21 protein-coding genes, 1 tRNA gene and 1 pseudogene are annotated in these 17,437 nt (G+C 72.4%); 15 read left to right on the top strand and 8 right to left on the bottom strand.

Annotated elements, in window-relative coordinates:
- Positions 1-45: 45 nt before the first annotated feature.
- Positions 46-807, bottom strand: coding sequence for an IclR family transcriptional regulator (locus HCJ94_RS06170; RefSeq protein WP_373684192.1), 762 nt, complete (start codon positions 805-807; stop codon positions 46-48).
- Positions 808-870: 63 nt separating this feature from the next.
- Here HCJ94_RS06170 and cysS point away from each other — a divergent pair, with 63 nt between their 5' ends.
- Positions 871-2,286 (top strand): cysteine--tRNA ligase, encoded by a 1,416-nt coding sequence (gene cysS, locus HCJ94_RS06165; RefSeq protein WP_167999974.1) that lies wholly within the window; start codon positions 871-873, stop codon positions 2,284-2,286.
- Complete coding sequence (gene rlmB / locus HCJ94_RS06160; protein ID WP_167999973.1) at positions 2,286-3,407, top strand: 23S rRNA (guanosine(2251)-2'-O)-methyltransferase RlmB; 1,122 nt, start codon at positions 2,286-2,288, stop codon at positions 3,405-3,407. The genes cysS and rlmB overlap by 1 nt, the downstream gene beginning before the upstream one ends.
- Positions 3,408-3,467: 60 nt before the next feature.
- Here rlmB and HCJ94_RS06155 read toward each other — a convergent pair whose 3' ends face one another.
- Complete coding sequence (locus HCJ94_RS06155) at positions 3,468-4,559, bottom strand: ABC transporter ATP-binding protein (RefSeq protein WP_167999972.1); 1,092 nt, start codon at positions 4,557-4,559, stop codon at positions 3,468-3,470.
- A 333-nt stretch (positions 4,560-4,892) separates the two neighbouring features.
- Here HCJ94_RS06155 and HCJ94_RS06150 point away from each other — a divergent pair.
- A tRNA-Thr gene (locus HCJ94_RS06150) sits at positions 4,893-4,969 on the top strand.
- A 55-nt stretch (positions 4,970-5,024) separates the two neighbouring features.
- Here HCJ94_RS06150 and HCJ94_RS06145 read toward each other — a convergent pair.
- The gene (locus HCJ94_RS06145; RefSeq protein ID WP_167999971.1) at positions 5,025-5,600 is read right to left on the bottom strand and encodes a DinB family protein; all 576 of its coding nucleotides are present in this window, start codon (positions 5,598-5,600) and stop codon (positions 5,025-5,027) included.
- Between the two features lie 247 nt (positions 5,601-5,847).
- Here HCJ94_RS06145 and HCJ94_RS06140 point away from each other — a divergent pair, with 247 nt between their 5' ends.
- Positions 5,848-6,315: a hypothetical protein gene (locus tag HCJ94_RS06140; protein WP_167999970.1), complete on the top strand. Its 468-nt coding sequence runs from the start codon at positions 5,848-5,850 to the stop codon at positions 6,313-6,315.
- Between the two features lie 62 nt (positions 6,316-6,377).
- On the opposite strand, the gene HCJ94_RS06135 is transcribed toward HCJ94_RS06140, so the two are convergent.
- Positions 6,378-7,214 carry a hypothetical protein gene (locus tag HCJ94_RS06135; protein WP_309227162.1) on the bottom strand — a complete coding sequence of 279 codons (837 nt, stop codon included), beginning with the start codon at positions 7,212-7,214 and terminating at the stop codon, positions 6,378-6,380.
- Between the two features lie 206 nt (positions 7,215-7,420).
- On the opposite strand from HCJ94_RS06135, the gene HCJ94_RS06130 reads away from it, so the two are divergent.
- Complete coding sequence (locus HCJ94_RS06130) at positions 7,421-8,464, top strand: ice-binding family protein (RefSeq protein ID WP_167999969.1); 1,044 nt, start codon at positions 7,421-7,423, stop codon at positions 8,462-8,464.
- 88 nt (positions 8,465-8,552) lie between these two features.
- Entirely contained in the window at positions 8,553-8,771 is a 219-nt protein-coding gene (locus tag HCJ94_RS06125; RefSeq protein ID WP_240943977.1) for an alpha/beta fold hydrolase, read from the top strand.
- 71 nt (positions 8,772-8,842) lie between these two features.
- Here the strand turns inward: HCJ94_RS06125 and HCJ94_RS06120 are convergent, their stop codons facing one another.
- From HCJ94_RS06120 to HCJ94_RS06110, 3 genes are all read right to left on the bottom strand, one after another.
- Complete coding sequence (locus HCJ94_RS06120) at positions 8,843-9,556, bottom strand: poly-gamma-glutamate hydrolase family protein (RefSeq protein ID WP_167999968.1); 714 nt, start codon at positions 9,554-9,556, stop codon at positions 8,843-8,845.
- A gap of 64 nt (positions 9,557-9,620) precedes the next feature.
- Entirely contained in the window at positions 9,621-9,869 is a 249-nt protein-coding gene (locus HCJ94_RS06115; protein ID WP_167999967.1) for a flavin reductase, read from the bottom strand.
- Complete coding sequence (locus HCJ94_RS06110) at positions 9,869-10,081, bottom strand: hypothetical protein (RefSeq protein ID WP_167999966.1); 213 nt, start codon at positions 10,079-10,081, stop codon at positions 9,869-9,871. Before HCJ94_RS06110 ends, HCJ94_RS06115 begins: the two co-directional genes overlap by 1 nt.
- Before the next feature lie 203 nt (positions 10,082-10,284).
- Here HCJ94_RS06110 and HCJ94_RS06105 point away from each other — a divergent pair, with 203 nt between their 5' ends.
- The 6 genes and pseudogenes from HCJ94_RS06105 to HCJ94_RS31415 form a co-directional block, all read left to right on the top strand.
- Positions 10,285-11,031, top strand: coding sequence for a DUF5753 domain-containing protein (locus HCJ94_RS06105; RefSeq protein WP_167999965.1), 747 nt, complete (start codon positions 10,285-10,287; stop codon positions 11,029-11,031).
- The gene (locus HCJ94_RS06100) at positions 11,019-11,213 is read left to right on the top strand and encodes a DUF397 domain-containing protein (RefSeq protein ID WP_167999964.1); all 195 of its coding nucleotides are present in this window, start codon (positions 11,019-11,021) and stop codon (positions 11,211-11,213) included. Before HCJ94_RS06105 ends, HCJ94_RS06100 begins: the two co-directional genes overlap by 13 nt.
- A gap of 18 nt (positions 11,214-11,231) precedes the next feature.
- Positions 11,232-11,636, top strand: coding sequence for a helix-turn-helix domain-containing protein (locus HCJ94_RS06095; RefSeq protein WP_167999963.1), 405 nt, complete (start codon positions 11,232-11,234; stop codon positions 11,634-11,636).
- Between the two features lie 35 nt (positions 11,637-11,671).
- Complete coding sequence (locus tag HCJ94_RS06090) at positions 11,672-12,091, top strand: VOC family protein (RefSeq protein WP_167999962.1); 420 nt, start codon at positions 11,672-11,674, stop codon at positions 12,089-12,091.
- 5 nt (positions 12,092-12,096) lie between these two features.
- Positions 12,097-12,534: a DUF998 domain-containing protein gene (locus tag HCJ94_RS06085; protein WP_167999961.1), complete on the top strand. Its 438-nt coding sequence runs from the start codon at positions 12,097-12,099 to the stop codon at positions 12,532-12,534.
- A gap of 87 nt (positions 12,535-12,621) precedes the next feature.
- Positions 12,622-13,155 (top strand): annotated as a pseudogene (locus tag HCJ94_RS31415) (low temperature requirement protein A); the annotation flags it as partial.
- An 84-nt stretch (positions 13,156-13,239) separates the two neighbouring features.
- Here the strand turns inward: HCJ94_RS31415 and HCJ94_RS06075 are convergent.
- Positions 13,240-13,902 (bottom strand): type 1 glutamine amidotransferase domain-containing protein, encoded by a 663-nt coding sequence (locus tag HCJ94_RS06075; RefSeq protein ID WP_240943976.1) that lies wholly within the window; start codon positions 13,900-13,902, stop codon positions 13,240-13,242.
- Between the two features lie 72 nt (positions 13,903-13,974).
- Here HCJ94_RS06075 and HCJ94_RS06070 point away from each other — a divergent pair, with 72 nt between their 5' ends.
- The 3 genes from HCJ94_RS06070 to HCJ94_RS29530 all read left to right on the top strand — a co-directional run bounded on the left by HCJ94_RS06070 (position 13,975) and on the right by HCJ94_RS29530 (position 17,404).
- Entirely contained in the window at positions 13,975-14,859 is an 885-nt protein-coding gene (locus HCJ94_RS06070) for a LysR family transcriptional regulator (protein WP_167999960.1), read from the top strand.
- A gap of 89 nt (positions 14,860-14,948) precedes the next feature.
- Positions 14,949-15,719 (top strand): enoyl-CoA hydratase/isomerase family protein, encoded by a 771-nt coding sequence (locus HCJ94_RS06065; RefSeq protein WP_167999959.1) that lies wholly within the window; start codon positions 14,949-14,951, stop codon positions 15,717-15,719.
- 131 nt (positions 15,720-15,850) lie between these two features.
- Positions 15,851-17,404 (top strand): protein kinase domain-containing protein, encoded by a 1,554-nt coding sequence (locus HCJ94_RS29530; RefSeq protein ID WP_309227161.1) that lies wholly within the window; start codon positions 15,851-15,853, stop codon positions 17,402-17,404.
- Positions 17,405-17,437 lie beyond the last annotated feature (33 nt).

Below are 17,437 nucleotides of genomic sequence, written 5' to 3'. Positions count from 1 at the left end.
TGACTCGGACACGCCGACGTCAATGAAGCCGAGTGGATCAAGGGGTCAACTGAGGGCGGACGCGACGGCTGTGGCCGCCGCGAGCACCTGCGCGCCGACCGTCTCGGTGTCCAGGGGTGCCAGGGACACCACGCCCACGCTCGCCTCCAGGCCCGGTACGCCCAACACCGGCGCGGCCACCCCGTACGCCCCGGACTGCAACTCCCCGGCGGTGCTCACCGGGCCGGCGGCGCCCGACCGGCCGGCGAGGATGGCCCGGCCCGCGGCCCCGCGCTCCAGCGGATGCCGCGCCCCGGTGCGGTACGCCACGTGGAACGCCGTCCAACTCGGTTCCACCACGGCCAGGGCGACACCCTCGCCGCCCTCGACCACGGTCAGGTGGGCGGTCGCGCCGGCCTGCTCGGCGAGCCGGCGCAGCGCCGGCAGCGCCCCCTCGGCGAGCAGCGGCTGGGCCCGCCGGGCGAGGTGCAGCACACCGGCCCCGAGCCGCAGCCGGCCGTCGGCGTCCCGGCGCAGCATCCCGTGCGCGGTCAGCGGCGCGACCAGCCGGTACACCGCCGCGCGGCCGATGGCCAGCCGGTTCGCCGCCTCCGTGACGGTCAGCCCATTGGGCGCGTCGGCGACCAGGTGCAGCAGCCGCAGCCCGCGATCCAGGGTCTGGGCGCTCTCACCGCCGCGGACTTCGGCCTCGCCGCGCCCACCGGCCGTCACCCGGCCGCCGGTCGCCGGGCCCGCGCCGGGCGGCACCGTGGGGCGGGTGGCGTCCCCGGCCGTCGGGTCGCTGCCGGGTCGGGCGGTGGTGTCCACGACCTGCAGCGTACGACCCGGCTCCGGGCGACCCGGAAAAGCGGGGACGGATACCCTTGTACGGTGACGCTACGCCTGTATGACACCGCCACCCGATCGGTGCGGGACTTCGTCCCGCGGGAAGCCGGCAAGGTGGGGGTCTACCTGTGTGGTCTCACCCTCCAGGCGCCGCCGCACATCGGGCACCTTCGCTCCGGGGTCAACTACGACGTGCTGCGCCGGTGGCTGCTCGCGCACGGTTTCGAGGTCCGGTTCGTCCGGAACCTCACCGACATCGACGACAAGATCCTCGTGAAGGCGCAGGAGCAGGGCCGGCCGTTCTGGTCGATCGCGTACGCCAACGAGCTGAAGCTCGCCGCCGCGTACCGGGCGCTGAACGTGCTGCCCCCGACGTACGAGCCGCGGGCGACCGGGCACATCCCGGAGATGCACGAGCTGATCGCGAAGCTCATCGACACCGGGCACGCCTACCCGGCCACCGACGGCTCCGGCGACGTCTACTTCGACGTGTGCTCCTGGCCGGCGTACGGGGCGCTGTCCAACCAGTCGCCGGACGACATGCAGTCCGCCGGCGACGCGCCCGACCGGGGCAAGCGCGACCCGCGCGACTTCGCCCTGTGGAAGGGCGCCAAGCCGGAGGAGCCGGCGGACGCGTACTGGCCGTCGCCGTGGGGGCGGGGCCGGCCCGGCTGGCACATCGAGTGCTCTGCGATGTGCTGGCGCTACCTGGGGGCCGAGTTCGACATCCACGGCGGCGGGCTGGATCTGACGTTCCCGCACCACGAGAACGAGCTCGCCCAGTCGCAGGCGGCCGGGCTGCCGTTCGCGCGGTACTGGGTGCACCACGGCCTGCTGAACATCGGCGGCGCCAAGATGGGCAAGTCGCTGGGCAACACGCTCGACCTGACGTACGTCGACTCGCTCGGCGTCCGCCCGGTGGAGCTGCGCTACTACTACGCCGCCGCGCACTACCGGTCGGCCATCGACTACTCGGAGGACTCGCTGCGCGAGGCGGCCGTCGCGTACCGGCGCGTCGAGGGCTTCGTCCAGCGGGCCGCCGAGCGGGTGGGCGCGGGGCCGCTCGGCGAGGTGCCGGGCGCCTTCGCCGCCGCCATGGACGACGACCTCAACACCTCGGCCGCGCTCGCCGTGCTGCACGAGGTGGTCCGGGACGGCAACACCGCGCTGACCGGCGGCGACGATGTGACCGTGCGCACCGCGCTCGGCCAGGTGCGCGCCATGCTGGATATCCTCGGAGTCGACCCCCTGGACCCGGCGTGGACCGGTGGCGGCGGCGCGGAGGATCTGCGCGCCGTGGTGGACTCCCTGGTGGCCCTGGCCCTCGAGCAGCGCGCGCAGGCGCGCAGCCGGAAGGACTGGGCCGCCGCCGACGCGGTACGCGACCAGCTCAAGCAGGCCGGCGTGGTGGTCGAGGACACCCCCCAGGGCCCCCGTTGGACTATTGGAGAGCAGGACTGATGGCCGGCAACTCGCAGCGCCGTGGCCGGCGACTGACGCCGAAGGCAGGCGCCCCGAAGGGCTCCGGCGGCAAGGGCAAGGACGCCCTCGCCGGCCGGGGCCGCACCCTGCCCGCCGACGAGCGGCCCTGGCACAAGGCGTACTCGGGCACCGAGAAGCTGCCCCAGCGCACCGCCTGGAAGCAGGACAAGGAGCGCCGGGCCGCCGCCGAGGAGGGGCGCGCCCCCAAGATCGGCAAGCCTGGCACGAAGGACACCACCTGGGGCAAGGGCGGTGGCCGGGGCGTACCCGCCGGCAAGGGCGGCGGGCGGGGCAAGCCGGCCGGCCGGAGCGGCCCCCGGGTCGCCCCCGGCCGCAAGGCGAACCCGGCCAAGGACGCGCCGGAGCTGCTGGTCGGCCGTAACCCGGTGCTGGAGTCGCTGCGCGCGAACGTGCCGGCGACCGCCCTCTACGTCGCGCAGGGCATCGACATCGACGACCGGGTCAACGAGATCATCCGCACCGCCGCCGACCGGGGCATCGCCCTCCTGGAGGTCAGCCGCGCCGAGCTGGACCGGATGACCGGCGGTGTGCTGCACCAGGGGATCGGCCTCCAGGTGCCGCCGTTCGCGTACGAGCCCTTCGAGGATCTGATGGCGGCCGCACTGGAACAGGCCGCGCCGCTGCTGGTCGCGCTCGACGGGGTCACCGACCCGCGCAACCTGGGCGCCGTGATCCGGTCCGCCGCCGCGTTCGGCGCGCAGGGTGTGTTCGTACCCGAGCGGCGGGCCGCCGGGATCACCGCGACCGCCTGGCGGACCAGCGCCGGCGCGGCGGCGCGTGTCCCGGTCGCCCAGGTGACCAACCTGACCCGGTCGCTGAAGGCCTGCAAGGACGCCGGCTTCGTCGTGGTCGGCCTGGACGCCGACGGCGAGACCGACCTGTACGACCTGGAAGCCGCCGTCGGCCCGCTGGTCGTCGTGGTCGGCTCCGAGGGGCGCGGGCTGTCCCGGCTGGTCGGCGAGACCTGCGACCTGACCGTCAGCATCCCCATGATCTCCGACGTCGAGTCGCTCAACGCCAGCGTCGCGGCGGCCGTGACCCTCGCCGAGGTGGCGCGCCGCCGGGCCGTCGAGGGCTGACGGTTCCGCAGACACGAAAAGGGGCGGTCCGCCGAAGCGGGCCGCCCCTTTTCTCGTACGTCAGATCCGGGTGCCGGTCTTCGCGTGGAAGACGTGGCTGCGGCCGGTACGCGGCTTGACGAACACGGTGTCACCCATGTTCGGCATGTGGCGCCGGTCGGTGCGGACCACGAAGCGCTCGTTGGCGCCGCCCAGGGCCGCGTGGCCGTAGACGTTGGCGTCCGAGCCGAGGTCCTCGACCAGTTCGACGACGACCGGCATGCCGCCCTCGGTCGGGCTGACCAGGTCGCAGTCCTCCGGGCGGAAGCCCACGGTCACCTTGCCGTCGCCGCCCTCGGCGCGGGCCGCCTCGACCTGCTCACGGGTGAGCGGGATGTACATCTCGGCGAACTCGGCGCCCTTGTCGTTCAGCGGCACGGTCTTGATGTTCATGGCCGGGGAGCCCATGAAGCCGGCGACGAAGACGTTCGCCGGGGTGTCGTAGAGCGCCCGCGGGGTGTCGACCTGCTGGAGCTCACCGTCGAGCAGGACGGCCACCCGGTGACCCATGGTCATGGCCTCGACCTGGTCGTGGGTGACGTAGACGGTGGTGACGCCGAGCTTGGCCTGGAGCGACGCGATCTGCGTACGGGTCTGGACCCGGAGCTTGGCGTCGAGGTTCGACAGGGGCTCGTCCATGAGGAAGACCTGCGGCTCGCGGACGATCGCCCGGCCCATGGCCACCCGCTGGCGCTGGCCGCCGGAGAGCGCCTTCGGCTTGCGGCCGAGGAACTCCTCGAGCTGGAGCAGCGCCGCCGCCTCCTTGACCCGCCGGTCGATCTCCGACTTCGAGGTCTTGCGCAGCTTGAGCGCGAACGCCATGTTCTCGTACACCGTCATGTGCGGGTAGAGGGCGTAGTTCTGGAAGACCATCGCGATGTCGCGGGCCTTCGGCGGCAGGTGCGTGACGTCCCGGTCGTCGATGTAGATCGAGCCCTGGTCGACGTCCTCGAGGCCGGCGAGCATGCGCAGGCTGGTGGACTTGCCGCAACCGGAGGGACCGACCAGGACCAGGAACTCGCCGTCGCCGATCTCCAGGTCGAGCTGGTTGACGGCGGGCCGCTCGGTGCCCGGGTAGATCCGGGACGCCTTGCTGTAGGTGACCGTAGCCATGGGGGGATGCTTCCTTTCACCGGCAGGAACGTGCCGGACGATCCGAGTGAAGGAGCGACCGGTACCCTGCGGGTACCGGCCAACGGCCGGCGCCCCGTTGCCGAGGTGTCGACCGTGTCACTGCACGGTAAACGCCTTTTCCTGCGCTGCCAAGGCGGGGAAGCGGCGGGTGGGACGGACGGCATACGCATACCGGTCACTCGGGCACGGTGCGGCAGCAATCGCCGCAAGCTCCAGCCGGCTCGGGTCGGCATGTTGACGTTTCCCGTGCTCGGGACGCCTGGCGCACGGGAAATCCGGACGTCAGTCGCTATGCTGACCACGGCACCACGCGCCCCTGTAGCTCAGCTGGCCAGAGCACTCGCCTTGTAAGCGAGATGTCGCCGGTTCGATCCCGGCCGGGGGCTCCAATTCCACCAGGCAATTCCCGGCGGGCGTCCGTGGGCGGACGCCAAGCTCCATCAACTAGGCGCTGCGTTTGCTGGCGTCGAGGGCGGCCTGCTCCACTCGCTGACGGTAGTCGAGCCACCACGACTCGTCGGCGGGGGGCAGGTTGTCGTTCCTGGGCAGCAGCCCGGCCGCGCCGTCGATGAGTTCCCGCACGATGTCAGCGTGGCCGGCGTGCCGTTGCGTTTCCGCGACGACGTGAACCAGGACGTGGTGCAACGTGACCACTGCGTCGCCCCACCACGGCACGCGGCCGACATCATCCAGTGCGAGGGCTTCAATGGTGGTGTCGGCGTGGGCGATCGCGCGACGGTACAGGTCGACGATCTCCTCGCGGGTCTCGTCCGCGGTCGCCCACATGTCGGCATTGGTCTCCGCCGCCTCGCCGACGTACGGCAGTTCCTGCTCGAACGGCCGGCCGAACACGACGCCGAAGTAGAGGATCTCGCAGACCGCCGAGTGTTTCACCAGACCGAGCAGGTTGGTGGCGGTCCGGGTCAGCGGGCGCCGGATGTCGTATTCGCTCAGCCCGTCGAGCTTCCACAGCAGCGCGTCGCGACCGCCCTTCAAGTAACTGTGCAGGTCTGCCTTCATGGGCGGCACTATGGCATCCGGTTCGGTGTCGGCGCCGCCCCGGATGATCACAGAGGGCATGATCGGCAGGACGTGCCCTAACTCCTGAGCCAGCTTGCCGCGCCATGGCGGCGCTTTCGATCCCGGGCGGGGCCTGCTGGCGGGTTGCGCCCTGGCTCCGCCCGGCGGACCGGGGTATGTTGATCATCATCCGATGTGGATCTTCGGGCGCCGGACGGCTCTGTCCGCGCCCAGCTTGGAGGACTGTGTGCGTACCCTGGCACGACGACTGTCGACCTCGGTTCTCGCGGTGGCTGTCGCGGTGACGACGTTCGGGTCGCCGGCCCATGCGGCGAACCCGTACACCCCGGCGGAAGCCTGCAACGCCGACTTCGGTGGCTCGTGGACCCAGGTCTCCGACGGTCACCGGTCGATCATCGCCGACGACGGCACCGACCTGGGCGACGTCTACCTGATGTACAACAGCGCGACCGGCTACAACTGCGTCACCATGATCAAGGTGCGGGCCGCCGGAACGGCAACCCAGATCAAAGCCAGCATCAAGGTGGACGTGGAAGGCACCACGAGGGTGTGGGTGTCCGACTCGGGCAGCTACAAGTACTACGCCGCGGTTCAGCGCTACGCGCGGGACATGTGCGTCCAGTACGCGGGATCTGCCCTGTACGGCGGGTACTGGCAGGGGAACGGCCGGTACACCTGGGGCAACTGCATCTGACACGCCATGAGCTGCGGGTACGCGGCGCACGGCCGCGTACCCGCAACCAGCCAGCCCTTCTGTCAACGTTCGCCGATCTCCGGGTGCCGCAGGCCGGTGCAGTGGGCGACCGTGGCGTCGTCGGGAACCGGAGCATCGGGGCCTCCGGCGGTGCGGGCTTCGGCCTGCCGGACCCGGCGGATGATGTCGGCCGGCCCGCCGGCGCCGAGCAGTTCCAGTACCCCGGGCCAGTCGGTCAGGCCGTACGGGCTGACGATGCGGCTGGCGCCGTTGCTGAGCAGCGTGACGCCGTCCAGGTCGTCAAGGGGCCGGCTGCCGGTCACCGCTTCCTCCGCCGCGTGCGGATCGTCCTTGGCGATCCAGTAGCCGCCCGGCTGGTTCCGGCGAGCCCGCATGGTCTGGGAGCAGAAGGCTCGGACGCGGTCGTACTCCGGCGTCCCCGGGGGAACGCCATCCAGCGGTGCTGAGCAGATGCGCCTGGCGGCGACCTCACGCTCGTCGGTGACGACCTGCGGGCCACCGCGGACCTGGTCGAGGACGAGGAAGGAGTCCGCGAGCAGGAGGTAGTCCAGGCGCCCCCGGTGGGCGCGGACGACCACCACGGTCGCCTGCGGGCTGTTGGGGTGCGTGATGTCGCAGGTGCCGCGGTGCTCGGCGGCTGTCTCGCCGATCGCGCTGGCGAGGATCGCCGCGAGGGCCCGCCCGTCGGCACGCGACAGCCGGCCGAGCAGCGCACCGCCGAGACGGTGGGTGTACCAGGCGACACCGTGGTAGCAGATCGACTCGGCTCCCGGAATGCCGGCGCCGTCCAGCAGCACCGCAGCGCCGGGAACGGCGCCGACGAAGTCCTCGTTCGGCTTGCCGACCGTACCGGCGCTGGTCGTCATGGTGACGTGCACTGATGAACCCCTCGCCCAGAGATGGCCCTACCTCAGCATGACTGTTCCGGTCCTCCCGTTTGCCAGGCGGCGAAGGGCGTCCGCAGCTCTCGGGACCGGTGCCGCAGGTTTGCCGGCGGGGTCGACGGGGAGGCGGTAGCGCGGACCGGCCGCCGGGAAGCGGACGGTTCGGATGCCATCACCGTCACAGCGAACGGATGCCAGCCATGACAAGCGACTTCGCACGTACCGCCGGCACGGGACTTCGCTTTGCCCGGTCGGCCTTCCTGGGGTCGAGTCTGGTCCTCGCCGGACTGGCCCCCACACCTTCGGCGACCGCCACCGCAGCCGACGCCCCGGTCGATCTCAGGACGGCGGGCACCTACGCCGTCCTCGCCGACGGTTCGGTGACGAACACCGGTGACACCGTCGTCAACGGGGATCTGGGGGTACATCCGGGCACGGAGGTGACCGGGTTCCCGCCGGGCGTCGTGAACGGCCAGGTGAACGCCGGCAACGCCGCGGCGGAACGGGCGCAGTCCGACCTGACCACCGCGTACGAGGATGCGGCGGGACGACCGTCGAGCCGGATCGTCGGCCCGCAGCTCGAAGGCCAGACGCTCACTCCTGGCGTGTACCGCGCCTCGGCGGACGCGAGTCTGGACGGAACGCTCACGCTGGACGCCCAGGGCAATGCCGGCGCGGTCTTCATCATCCAGGTTGACTCCGGCCTGACCACCGCGCAGAACAGCGACGTACGCGTGGTCAACTCGCCCGGACCGGCCTGCAACGTCTTCTGGACGGTCGGCGACTCCGCCAACCTGGGCACCAACACGTCCTTCGTGGGCCGGATCATGGCCGTCAACGCGGTCACGCTCGAATCCACCGCGAGGATCGAGCAGGGTGGCGCCCTGAGCCGTGACGGTGCGGTCACCTTGGACACCAACGCGGTCACCCGGTCCGACTGTGCGGCGCCGGCGGCACCGACCCGGGCGCCGAGCCCGACCAGCCCGACGCCGTCGCCGACCGTGAGCCCGACGTCGCCGAGCCCGAGCCCGACGACGCCGCGCCCGACCCGGACCACGCCGCGCCCGACGTCGCCGACCCCGAGCCCGACCACGCCGAGCCCGACCGGCACGACGCCGAGCCCGACGACCCCGGAGCCGGACGAGACGGAGACGGAGACCGCCGCGCCGGGGCCGGACCTGACGGTCCCGGGGGCACCGGAGGTGGAGGTCCCGCCGGAGGCAGCGGGGTCTGACAACGAATGATCCAGCCGGCCGGAGTGGCGTCGCAGCGGGCGCCACTCCGGCCGACGGCCGACGTTTCCGCGCGTACCCGTCGGGGTACGCGCGGATCATGCCGGCCGTGCCCGTGGCGTACCGCACCGTCGACGTCGACGGCATCCGGACCTTCTACCGGGAGACCGGGCTGGCAGACGCCCCCGTGGTCCTGCTGCCGCACGGCTACCCGTCGTCGTCGTTCCAGTTCCGCAACCTCATGCTGCTTGCGGGGCGAGAAGCCGACCAGCGGCCAGTCGCCCCGTCACCGGCTGCTTCGATGTCGCCACGCCCGTGATGCTTCCACGCCCGTACGACACCGTGAGCATCAGCGACTGAGCGGCACCGGATCGACGGCGTCGACCTCGGTCATGCGTACACGTCGCGTACCGCGTTGACGAACGCCTGACCGAGTGACGACGGCGGTCCGTCCTTCGTCGGGAACAGCTCCATTCGTAGCTCCAGTGTCAGCTCGAGCTGGACGCCGGCGCCGTCCGCGTCCTTGTTGACGAAGTTGTCGATTGACGTGCCGGCGATCTCGTCGGGGGCGGGCTGGACGACGGTGAAGCCGGCGGCGCGCAGGGCGGTCGCCAGCGCGGCACCCGTGGTGGTGTCCCGTCCACCGATGTAGACGACCTTGCCCGGCTTGGAAGTGCCGTGCACGGCCAGCGCGTGGCGTCGCTGACCAATCAGGATCAAGCACTCCTCGACGTCCCAGTTCGTGCTCGTGACGTGCAGTCGTGGATAGTTCTGACCGCTGGGCAACTTGCCCTTGAACTGGCACTGGCTGTGGTCGGTGCCCGCCACAGCACTGGTGATCTCGCTGGTGCGTGACTCGATCGCCCCACCGTGTGGGGCGACGACGATCAGCGGCGATCCGGTGATCGTCCAGGTGAGGTCGTACGCCACGCCGGCCTGCTCGACCTTGCGCAGTGCGGTCATCGACGGGTACTCCGCGACGTCGGGCACGGGATCGTTTGCCACCTGCGTCGACGTGCGACCCACCTGGGCGACGCCGTACCCGGCGAGCAGCGCGAGCGGAACGGCAAGGGCACTGAGGATCCATTGCGGACGCCGAGTCATGGAACTCTCCTGTCGGCACTGGGGGAGCTGTGCCAGCAGTCTCGGCCATGATCCCTGATCGGCGCTAGCCCCGGGCACGGGCCCAGCAGATGAAGCGTTCCGCGAGGCGGGCCGGCGGGACATCGTGGTCGAGTGCGGCGAGCTGTTCGGCGGCCTCGGCCTGGAGGGTGGCGAGGTAGATCAGCAGGGCGGCCCGGTCGTGGCGGTACTCGCCGAGGAGCCGCAGCTTCGCCGGCGAGCAGGGCCAGGCGATCCCGCAGGCCGCGCAGCGCCAGGTCGGCCGGGAAGGTACGTGCTCGGGGCGGCGCGGCATCAGGGCCGGGCCTCGTCGCGGGCCCACGGCAGGGCCGCCGGCACGGGGAAGGGCCAGGCCCGGAACACGACCGTCCCCGCGCCCTTCCAGCACTCGTGCGGGCCGCCGTGCCCCGGGACGAGATTGCAGGTCGCGCGCCAGCGTCCCGCGCCGTCGACCGCACCGCAGATCTCTCCGAGTACGCGGGCCGCGTCGTAATCCGCAAGGCTCACCAGCCTGCCGCCTCCCTCGTCCGTTGGAGGGGGCCGCCCCACCGTCCTGCCGGGACGGCCCCGCGACTGGACGCGACCGCCGGGCTTCGGGTCGCCTCCACCGGCCGCGCCGTCCACAGTCACCCTGCTCTCCGTTGCCTTCCGAATACACAGCGTTGCAGTATGTGCCTCGGACGTTCGGGACGAAGAAGGGTCGGCTAGGGATGAATCGCTCGGTCATGGTGGCAATGACGGAGGCCGGTGAGACGGCCGAGAGTCTGGCTGCCCAGGTTGGCGTGGACCCGAAGACCGCACAGCGCTGGGTGACTCACGGACGGATCCCGCAGACCCGGCACCGGGCCCAGGTGGCGGCCATCCTCGGGAAGGACGTCCTGGAGCTGTGGCCGGACGCGTTGAAGCGGCGGGAACCGGCCTGGTTCCGGCCCTGGACGGACATCGAGCGCGAGGCGACGGGGCTTCGCTGGTACGAACACGCGGTTCTACCGGGACTCCTTCAGACCGAGACATATGCCCGAGCCGTTCTCGCCAGCGGTCCACTCAACGCCGATGCGGAGGTGTATGTCGAGTCCCGGCTCCGGCGGCAGGCTGCGGTGCTCGACCGTCCCCGACCGCCGTTGACGGTGTTCGTGATCGACGAAGCGGCGTTGCGCCGGGGTCGCGCCGAGATCATGCACCCGCAACTCGATCATCTCGTGGCGATGGCCGAGCGGCCCAACGTCATGGTGCACGTGGTGCCGTTCACGGCGGGGCTGCACCCGGGCCAGGCCGGCCCGTTCATCATCGCGACGACGACGGACGGTGAAGAGGTCGGTTACCTCGATGATCAAGCGGCCGGGCGCATCACAAACGACGTTGCGGCCCTCTGGGCCGTCTGGGATACCGTGAGGTCCGTTGCACTTCCGCGAGACCAGTCCATCGACTTTCTGCGAGCACGAACATGGCTGACCTGACCCGCGCGCGATGGCGTACGAGCACCCGCAGCAGTTCGAACGGCGGCGCGTGTGTGGAGGTCGCCGACAACCTGCCCGACGTCGTCCTCGTGCGCGACACGAAGGACCGCGACGGCGGCACCCTGGCGTTCACGCCGGCCGCCTGGCGCTCCTTCGTCGTCCGGGTCGCCGAGCGTGCCTGAGCCGGCCCCGAAGAGCGCGTGAGCAGGGCTACCGAGGAGACCAACCGGGCGATGCTGCGCGCCCGGGACGCGATGGACCGGGCGTACGCGGAGCCGCTCGACATCCCCGCCCTCGCGAAGATCGCGTACGTCTCCGAGGCGCACTTCATTCGGACCTTCCGGGCCACGTTCGGCGAGACCCCGCATCGCTACCTGCAACGGCGGCGGGTGGAGCGGGCCATGGACCTGCTCCTGAACACCGGCCAGGACGTGACGGACATCTGCTACGCCGTCGGCTTCAGCAGCCTCGGCACGTTCAGCCGTACCTTCCGGCAGATCGTCGGCGAGTCGCCCACCGACTTCCGCAAGCGGCGGACGGCGCCTGCCGCGCCGGTGCCGAGCTGCTTCACCAAGGCCTGGACCCGGCCCAGCAGTTTTGGATAAGCAGCAGGTCAGGGGCGACCACTAGCGTTCTCCGCATGACGATGAACGCGATTTCCCGCTCGCAGATCTACGTCCTCGACCAGGACGAGGCGCTCGACTTCTACGTCGGCAAGCTCGGCCTGGAGGTCAACACCGACCAGGACCTCGGCTTCATGCGCTGGCTGACGGTCAACGTTCCCGGCGACCCGCAGCGCGAGATCCTGCTGGAGCGGCCCGGCCCGCCGAACCTCGACCCGGCCACCGCCGAGCAGGTCCGTGAGCTGCTCACGAAGGGCGCGATGGGTGGCTTCCTGTTCATGACCACCGACGACGCCCACAAGACGTACGAGGATCTGGTCGCCAAGGGCGTCGACATCACCGACGAGCCGATGGAGCGCCCGTACGGGATCGACTTCGGCATCCGCGACCCGTTCGGCAACAAGATCCGCATCGGCCAGATGTTCCCCCGGAGCTGAGACCGATGGACGAGGCGATCAGCGTCGCCCGGCCGGTGGACCGGGCCGGTTGGGACCGGGCACTGCTGGCCGGCGGCGTGCTGGCCGGGCCGCTGTGGGTCACGGTGGCGCTGGTGCAGGGGCTCACCCGGGAGGGCTTCGACTTCCGGCGGTACCCGGTCAGCGTGCTGAGCAACGGCGACCTGGGCTGGCTCCAGATCGCCAACTTCATCGCCGCCGGCCTGCTCTGCGTCGGCGCGGCGGTGGCCCTGCGCCGGGCCCGGCATCCCGGGCTCGGCCCGCGTACCGGCCCCTGGCTGATCGGCCAGTACGGCGTCGGGCTGGTGCTGTCCGGCGTCTTCGTCGCCGATCCGCTCGACGGCTTCCCCGCCGGCACCCCGGCCGGGCCGAGCGGTTCCGGGTGGTCGAACGGCTCTGACCCGGGTATGCCTGGCGGCCCCTGAGTCGAGCCGGAGCGACTCCCGACGTACGCGGGACGTGGTACGACGGGTGGGAGCAGGTGCCGCAAAGCGAGCAGAACGGGCGTACCGATGACCGCCGGGGACGCGGGCAGCATGCTGCGGCACCACGGCGAGCCGCAGCGCGCCACCTACGTCGAACTCTTCTTCGACGTGATCCTCGTCTTCGCGTTCACCCGGCTGTCGCACACCCTGTTCGACGACCTCACCTGGCTCGGCGCCCTGCACACGGTGATCCTGCTCGCCGCGTTCTGGTGGGTCTGGGTCTTCACCGCCTGGACCACGAACCGCCTCGACCCGGCCCAGCCGGCGATCCAGCTTGTGATCATCCCGATCATGCTCGGCACCCTGATCATGGCGGTCGCGGTGCCCGGAGCCTTCGGCGGGGACGGCATTGTCTTCGCCGCCACCTACGTCGCCATCCAGGCCGGCCGGGCTCTCTTCGTCACGGTCGCGATGCGCGGGCGGGAGGTGGCGATCGGCTCGCTGCAACAACTCGTCTGGTCCTGCTTCTCGGGCACGCTGTGGATCACGGGCGCACTCACCGAGGGCACCACCCGGGTGGTGATCTGGCTCCTCGCGGCGGCCCTCGGCTACACCATGAGCCGGCTGGAGTTCCGGCTGCCCAAACTCGACCCCGGGAGGAGGAGGCCACTACTTCAGGGGTCCGGCGTGATCAGGCCCGTTGCGTCAGGCCGCCTGGACGGCCTTCACCAACGCTTCGGCCAGCGCGCGGGCGGACTGCGGGTTCTGGCCGGTGACCAGGCGGCCGTCGACGACGACCTGCTCGGTGAAGTTCGGGGCCGGGACGTGCGTGGCGCCGGCCTCGGCGAGCTTGTCGGCGAGCAGGAACGGCACCTCGTCGGTCAGCCCGACGGCGGCCTCCTCCTCGTTGGTGAAGCCGGCCACCCGCTTGCCCGCGACCAGGTGCGAGCCGTCCGAGAGGCGCAGGTTCACGAGGGCACTGGGGCCGTGGCAGACCGCCGCGACGACACCGCCGCGCTCGTAGATCGAGGCGGCGATCCGGGCCAGGTCCGGGTCGTCGGGGAAGTCCCACATGGTGCCGTGGCCGCCCGCGAACACGATCACGTCGTACCCGGACGGGTCGACCTCGGCCGCCTTCGGCGTGTTCTCGACGCCGGCGGCGGCGAGGAAGGCGTTCTGGGTCGCGTCGTCCGGGTCGTGGCCGTCCACCGGCGGCTGGCCGCCGGCCACGGAGACGAGGTCGACGTCCCATCCGGCGGCCCGGAACACCTCCCACGGTTCCGCGGCCTCACCGACGTAGAAGCCGGTCTCCCGGCCGGTGTTCCCGAGCTGACGGTGACTGGTCAGGGCGATGAGTGCACGAGTCATGCCGACCATGCTGGCGCGCCGGTCCATAGCTGACCAATAGACAACGGGAACCCCTGCGATAGGTTTCCTGATGTGAAGGTCTCGCTCGACCTGCTCCGCAGCTTCCTCGCCGTCCACCGCACCGGGTCGGTCACCGGCGGGGCGCAGCTGCTCGGGCTCGCCCAGCCGACCGTCACCGCGCAGTTGCGGGCGCTGGAGGAGGCGGTGGGCCGGCCCCTCTTCGAGCGCCTGCCCCGGGGAGTGGCCCCCACAGCCGCCGGGGACGAGTTGGCCCGGCGGGTCGCCGAGCCGCTGGACCGGCTGGACGAGGTCCTGGCCGAGGACCCGGCCGAGCCGTACCCCCGGACGGTCTTCCTCGGCGGGCCGGCCGAGTTCCTGGCCGAGCGGGTGGTGCCGGCGCTCGCGGGTCCGGTGGCCGACGGGCTGGAGCTGCGGGTCACCGCCGGTCTGCCCGAGCGGCTGGCCGACGATCTCGCCACCGGCCGGCTCGACCTCGCGGTGACCAGCGTGCGCCCGCGCCGGCGCGGGCTGACCACCGAGCCGCTCTACGACGAGGAGTTCGCGCTGGTCGCCGCCCCGGCGTGGCGGGACCGGCTGCCGACCCCGGTCACCCCGTCCGCGCTGCGGGAGGTGCCGCTGGTCGCGTACGCCGAGGAGGCCCCGATCCTGCGCCGCTGGTGGCGTACGGTCTTCGACACCCGGCTGACCCGTACGCCGAATCTGGTGGTGGCCGACCTGCGGGCGGTGCTCGGCGCGGTCGTGGCCGGTGCCGGGGCGAGCGTGCTGCCGACGTACCTGTGCGACCGGCACCTGGCCTCCGGCGAGCTGGTGGCGCTGCTGCGACCGGCCGTGCCCCCGCTCAACACGCTGTTCCTCGCCACCCGCCCGCCGGCGGCCGGCCGGCGTGAGGTCCAGGCGGTACGCCGGACGCTGCTGGCGGCGGCCGCCGGCTGGTGACGGGCGCCACTCACCGCGCCCGGGGCGGAGTCCGCGCCGATATGGTCGCCGAACCGGGGCCGGCGGTGACCCGGCCGGGCGGAGGGAGAGTGGCGGTGGCGGACGCGGAACTCCTCGTCGAGGTGACCGGTGCGGTGGCGACGGTGGTGATCCACAACCCGGCCCGGCGCAACGCGATGACCGCCGCGATGTGGCGGCAACTGCCGGAGGTGCTGGACCGCCTGGCGGCCGACCCGGCCGTGCGGGCCCTGGTGCTCACCGGCGCGGACGGCACCTTCTGCGCCGGGGCGGACCTCGGCGACCTCGACGAACTGCTGGACGCCGGTGACGCCAGCATCGCCGTGGAGGCGGAGGAGCGGCTCGCCGCCTTCGCGAAGCCGACCGTCGCCGCGATCCGGGGCGCCTGCGTGGGTGGCGGGTGCCAGCTCGCCGTCGCCTGCGACCTGCGGATCGCCGCCGGCGACGCGCGGTTCGGCGTACCGCCGGCACGGCTGGGCCTGGTCTACCCGGCGCCCACCACGCGGCGGCTGACCCGGCTGGTCGGTCCGTCCGCCGCGAAGCACCTGCTCTTCACGTCGGAGCTGATCGACACCGAGCGGGCGTTGCGGATCGGGCTGGTCGACGAGGTGCTGCCCGCCGACCGGCTGGCCGCCCGGGTGGACGAGATCACCTCGGCGGTGGCGGCCCGCTCGCAGCTCACCGTCGCCGCCGCCAAGGAGATCGTCGACGGCCGCGCGGACGCCGACCGGATCGCCTGGTGGCACGGGCAGGTCCGGGCCAGTGGCGAGGCCCGCGAGGGCGTGGCCGCCGCCAACGAACGCCGCCCGGCCCGCTTCGCCTGGACGCCGCCGGTCGCCTGACCGCGTCACGTCGTGCGCCGACGACGAGCCGGGCCACACGGGACGGTCCGGCACTCCGTCGATCTGGATCGACGCGAGTCGACGGATTCCGGGTCGTGCCATACGTCGGCGGCTCTGGCAGGCTGTCCACCGTGCAGCGTGATCAGTTGCTCGCAGGCCGCTACCGCCTGACCGATCGTCTCGGCACGGGCGGGATGTCGACCGTCTGGCGGGCCCACGACGAGGTGCTGGAACGGGACGTGGCGGTGAAGGTCCTCACCGCGACCGACCCGGCCGCCCGGTGGCGGATCCGCGCGGAGGCGAAGGCGGCGGCCCGGATGTCGCACCCCAACCTCACCAACGTGTACGACTTCGGGGAGTCCCCGCTCGCCGGGGACCGGGTTCCCTTCGTCGTCATGGAACTGCTCACCGGCACCACGCTCGCGCGGCGCCTCACCACCGGTCCGCTGCCGCCGAGGGACGCCCTGCGGGTGTGCGCGGACGTGGCCGCCGGCCTGGCCGCGGCACACGCCCAGCATCTGGTGCACCGGGACGTGAAGCCCGAGAACGTGATGTTGACCCCGACCGGGGCCAAGGTCCTCGACTTCGGCATCGCCGCCGGCGTCGGGCAGCCCGAGATCGACGTGGAGGGGCGACTCCTCGGGACCCCGGCCTACACCGCACCGGAGCGGCTCGCCGCGGGGGAGGTGCTGTCCGCCGCCGACGTGTACGCGCTCGGCCTGCTCGTCCACCACGTGCTCGTCGGCCGGCTTCCGTGGCGGCGGAGGACCCGGACCGGTTTCCTGCGTGCCCACGCGTACGACGAGCCGGGGCCGCTGCCCGACGTCGACGGGGTGCCGTCCGAGGTGGGTCGCCTCTACCGGCGGTGCCTGGCGAAGAACCCGGCGGACCGGCCCACGGCCGCGGAGGCGGCGCGCATCCTGACCGGGGCGCTGCTCCGGATGCCCGGACCCGAGACGGGCGACGCCCCGGAGGAGGCGCCCGACCGGTCCTCCGACGCGTCCCCGCCGGCCGGTCCCGCCCTACGACCGCTGGTGACCGCGCCGGAGGGTCGCCCGGCGACGGCAGCCCGCCGGACCCGGTACGGCACCCGCCTTCTCGTCGCGGTCGCCGCCGCGATGCTCGGCGCGGTGGCGCTCGCCGGCACGCTCGGGAGCCCGGCGTTCCGGCGGCCCGGCACGATCGAGGAGCCGGAGACCGGTCTCGGTACGAGCGGCACGTCGAGCGTGGCGTTGCCGGTCACCGGCGACGCGCCAGGGCCGTCCAGTCGGCCCGGCGCACCGGCGGCCTCCTCGGCGGTCCGGTCCATCCCGGTGCCGACCTCCACCGCCGTCCCGGGCACCGGCTCGACACCCACCGGTGGTGCGACGGGCGCCCCGTCGACCGGGGGCCCGTCCCCGACCGAGGTCGTGGCGCGCGGCGGCACCGTCTCGGTCCGCTGCGACGGGAGGACGGCACTGATCGTGGACGTCGCACCGGCAGCCGGCCACCAGCTCGGGCAGTACGAGCCCGGCCCCGCACGGGAGGTGCGGGTCGAGCTGGTGTCCGCCGGCAGCCGCAGCGTCGTCACCGCCCGGTGCGCCAACGGCCGGCCGGTGGCCCGGGTGCAGGAGGACCCTCCGGTGACCGAGCCGGGCCGGCCGGTCACCGGAGGGAGGCCGGCGGGTGCCGCGCCCAGGTCGTAGCCTCCCGACGCGGCCCCCCGTACCCCGCCGGCC

It is taken from the genome of Micromonospora thermarum (genome assembly GCF_012034245.1).
GTDB classification, from domain to species: Bacteria; Actinomycetota; Actinomycetes; order Mycobacteriales; family Micromonosporaceae; genus Micromonospora; species Micromonospora thermarum.
The sequence above is the reverse complement of the archived record's forward strand: the minus strand, read 5'-3'. Positions and strand labels throughout refer to the sequence as shown.

What these genes read in the sequence shown, in the direction of transcription:
- HCJ94_RS06155 (WP_167999972.1), bottom strand. Translation starts at nt 4,559, where the DNA reads ATGGCTACGGTCACCTACAGCAAGGCGTCCCGGATCTACCCGGGCACC.
- HCJ94_RS06115 (WP_167999967.1), bottom strand. Translation starts at nt 9,869, where the DNA reads ATGCCGCGCCGCCCCGAGCACGTACCTTCCCGGCCGACCTGGCGCTGC.
- HCJ94_RS06075 (WP_240943976.1), bottom strand. Translation starts at nt 13,902, where the DNA reads ATGACTCGTGCACTCATCGCCCTGACCAGTCACCGTCAGCTCGGGAAC.
- HCJ94_RS06090 (WP_167999962.1), top strand. Translation starts at nt 11,672, where the DNA reads ATGACGATGAACGCGATTTCCCGCTCGCAGATCTACGTCCTCGACCAG.
- HCJ94_RS06085 (WP_167999961.1), top strand. Translation starts at nt 12,097, where the DNA reads ATGGACGAGGCGATCAGCGTCGCCCGGCCGGTGGACCGGGCCGGTTGG.
- HCJ94_RS06125 (WP_240943977.1), top strand. Translation starts at nt 8,553, where the DNA reads ATGCCGGCCGTGCCCGTGGCGTACCGCACCGTCGACGTCGACGGCATC.
- HCJ94_RS06120 (WP_167999968.1), bottom strand. Translation starts at nt 9,556, where the DNA reads ATGACTCGGCGTCCGCAATGGATCCTCAGTGCCCTTGCCGTTCCGCTC.
- HCJ94_RS06145 (WP_167999971.1), bottom strand. Translation starts at nt 5,600, where the DNA reads ATGAAGGCAGACCTGCACAGTTACTTGAAGGGCGGTCGCGACGCGCTG.
- HCJ94_RS06100 (WP_167999964.1), top strand. Translation starts at nt 11,019, where the DNA reads ATGGCTGACCTGACCCGCGCGCGATGGCGTACGAGCACCCGCAGCAGT.
- HCJ94_RS06130 (WP_167999969.1), top strand. Translation starts at nt 7,421, where the DNA reads ATGACAAGCGACTTCGCACGTACCGCCGGCACGGGACTTCGCTTTGCC.
- rlmB (WP_167999973.1), top strand. Translation starts at nt 2,286, where the DNA reads ATGGCCGGCAACTCGCAGCGCCGTGGCCGGCGACTGACGCCGAAGGCA.
- HCJ94_RS06105 (WP_167999965.1), top strand. Translation starts at nt 10,285, where the DNA reads ATGAATCGCTCGGTCATGGTGGCAATGACGGAGGCCGGTGAGACGGCC.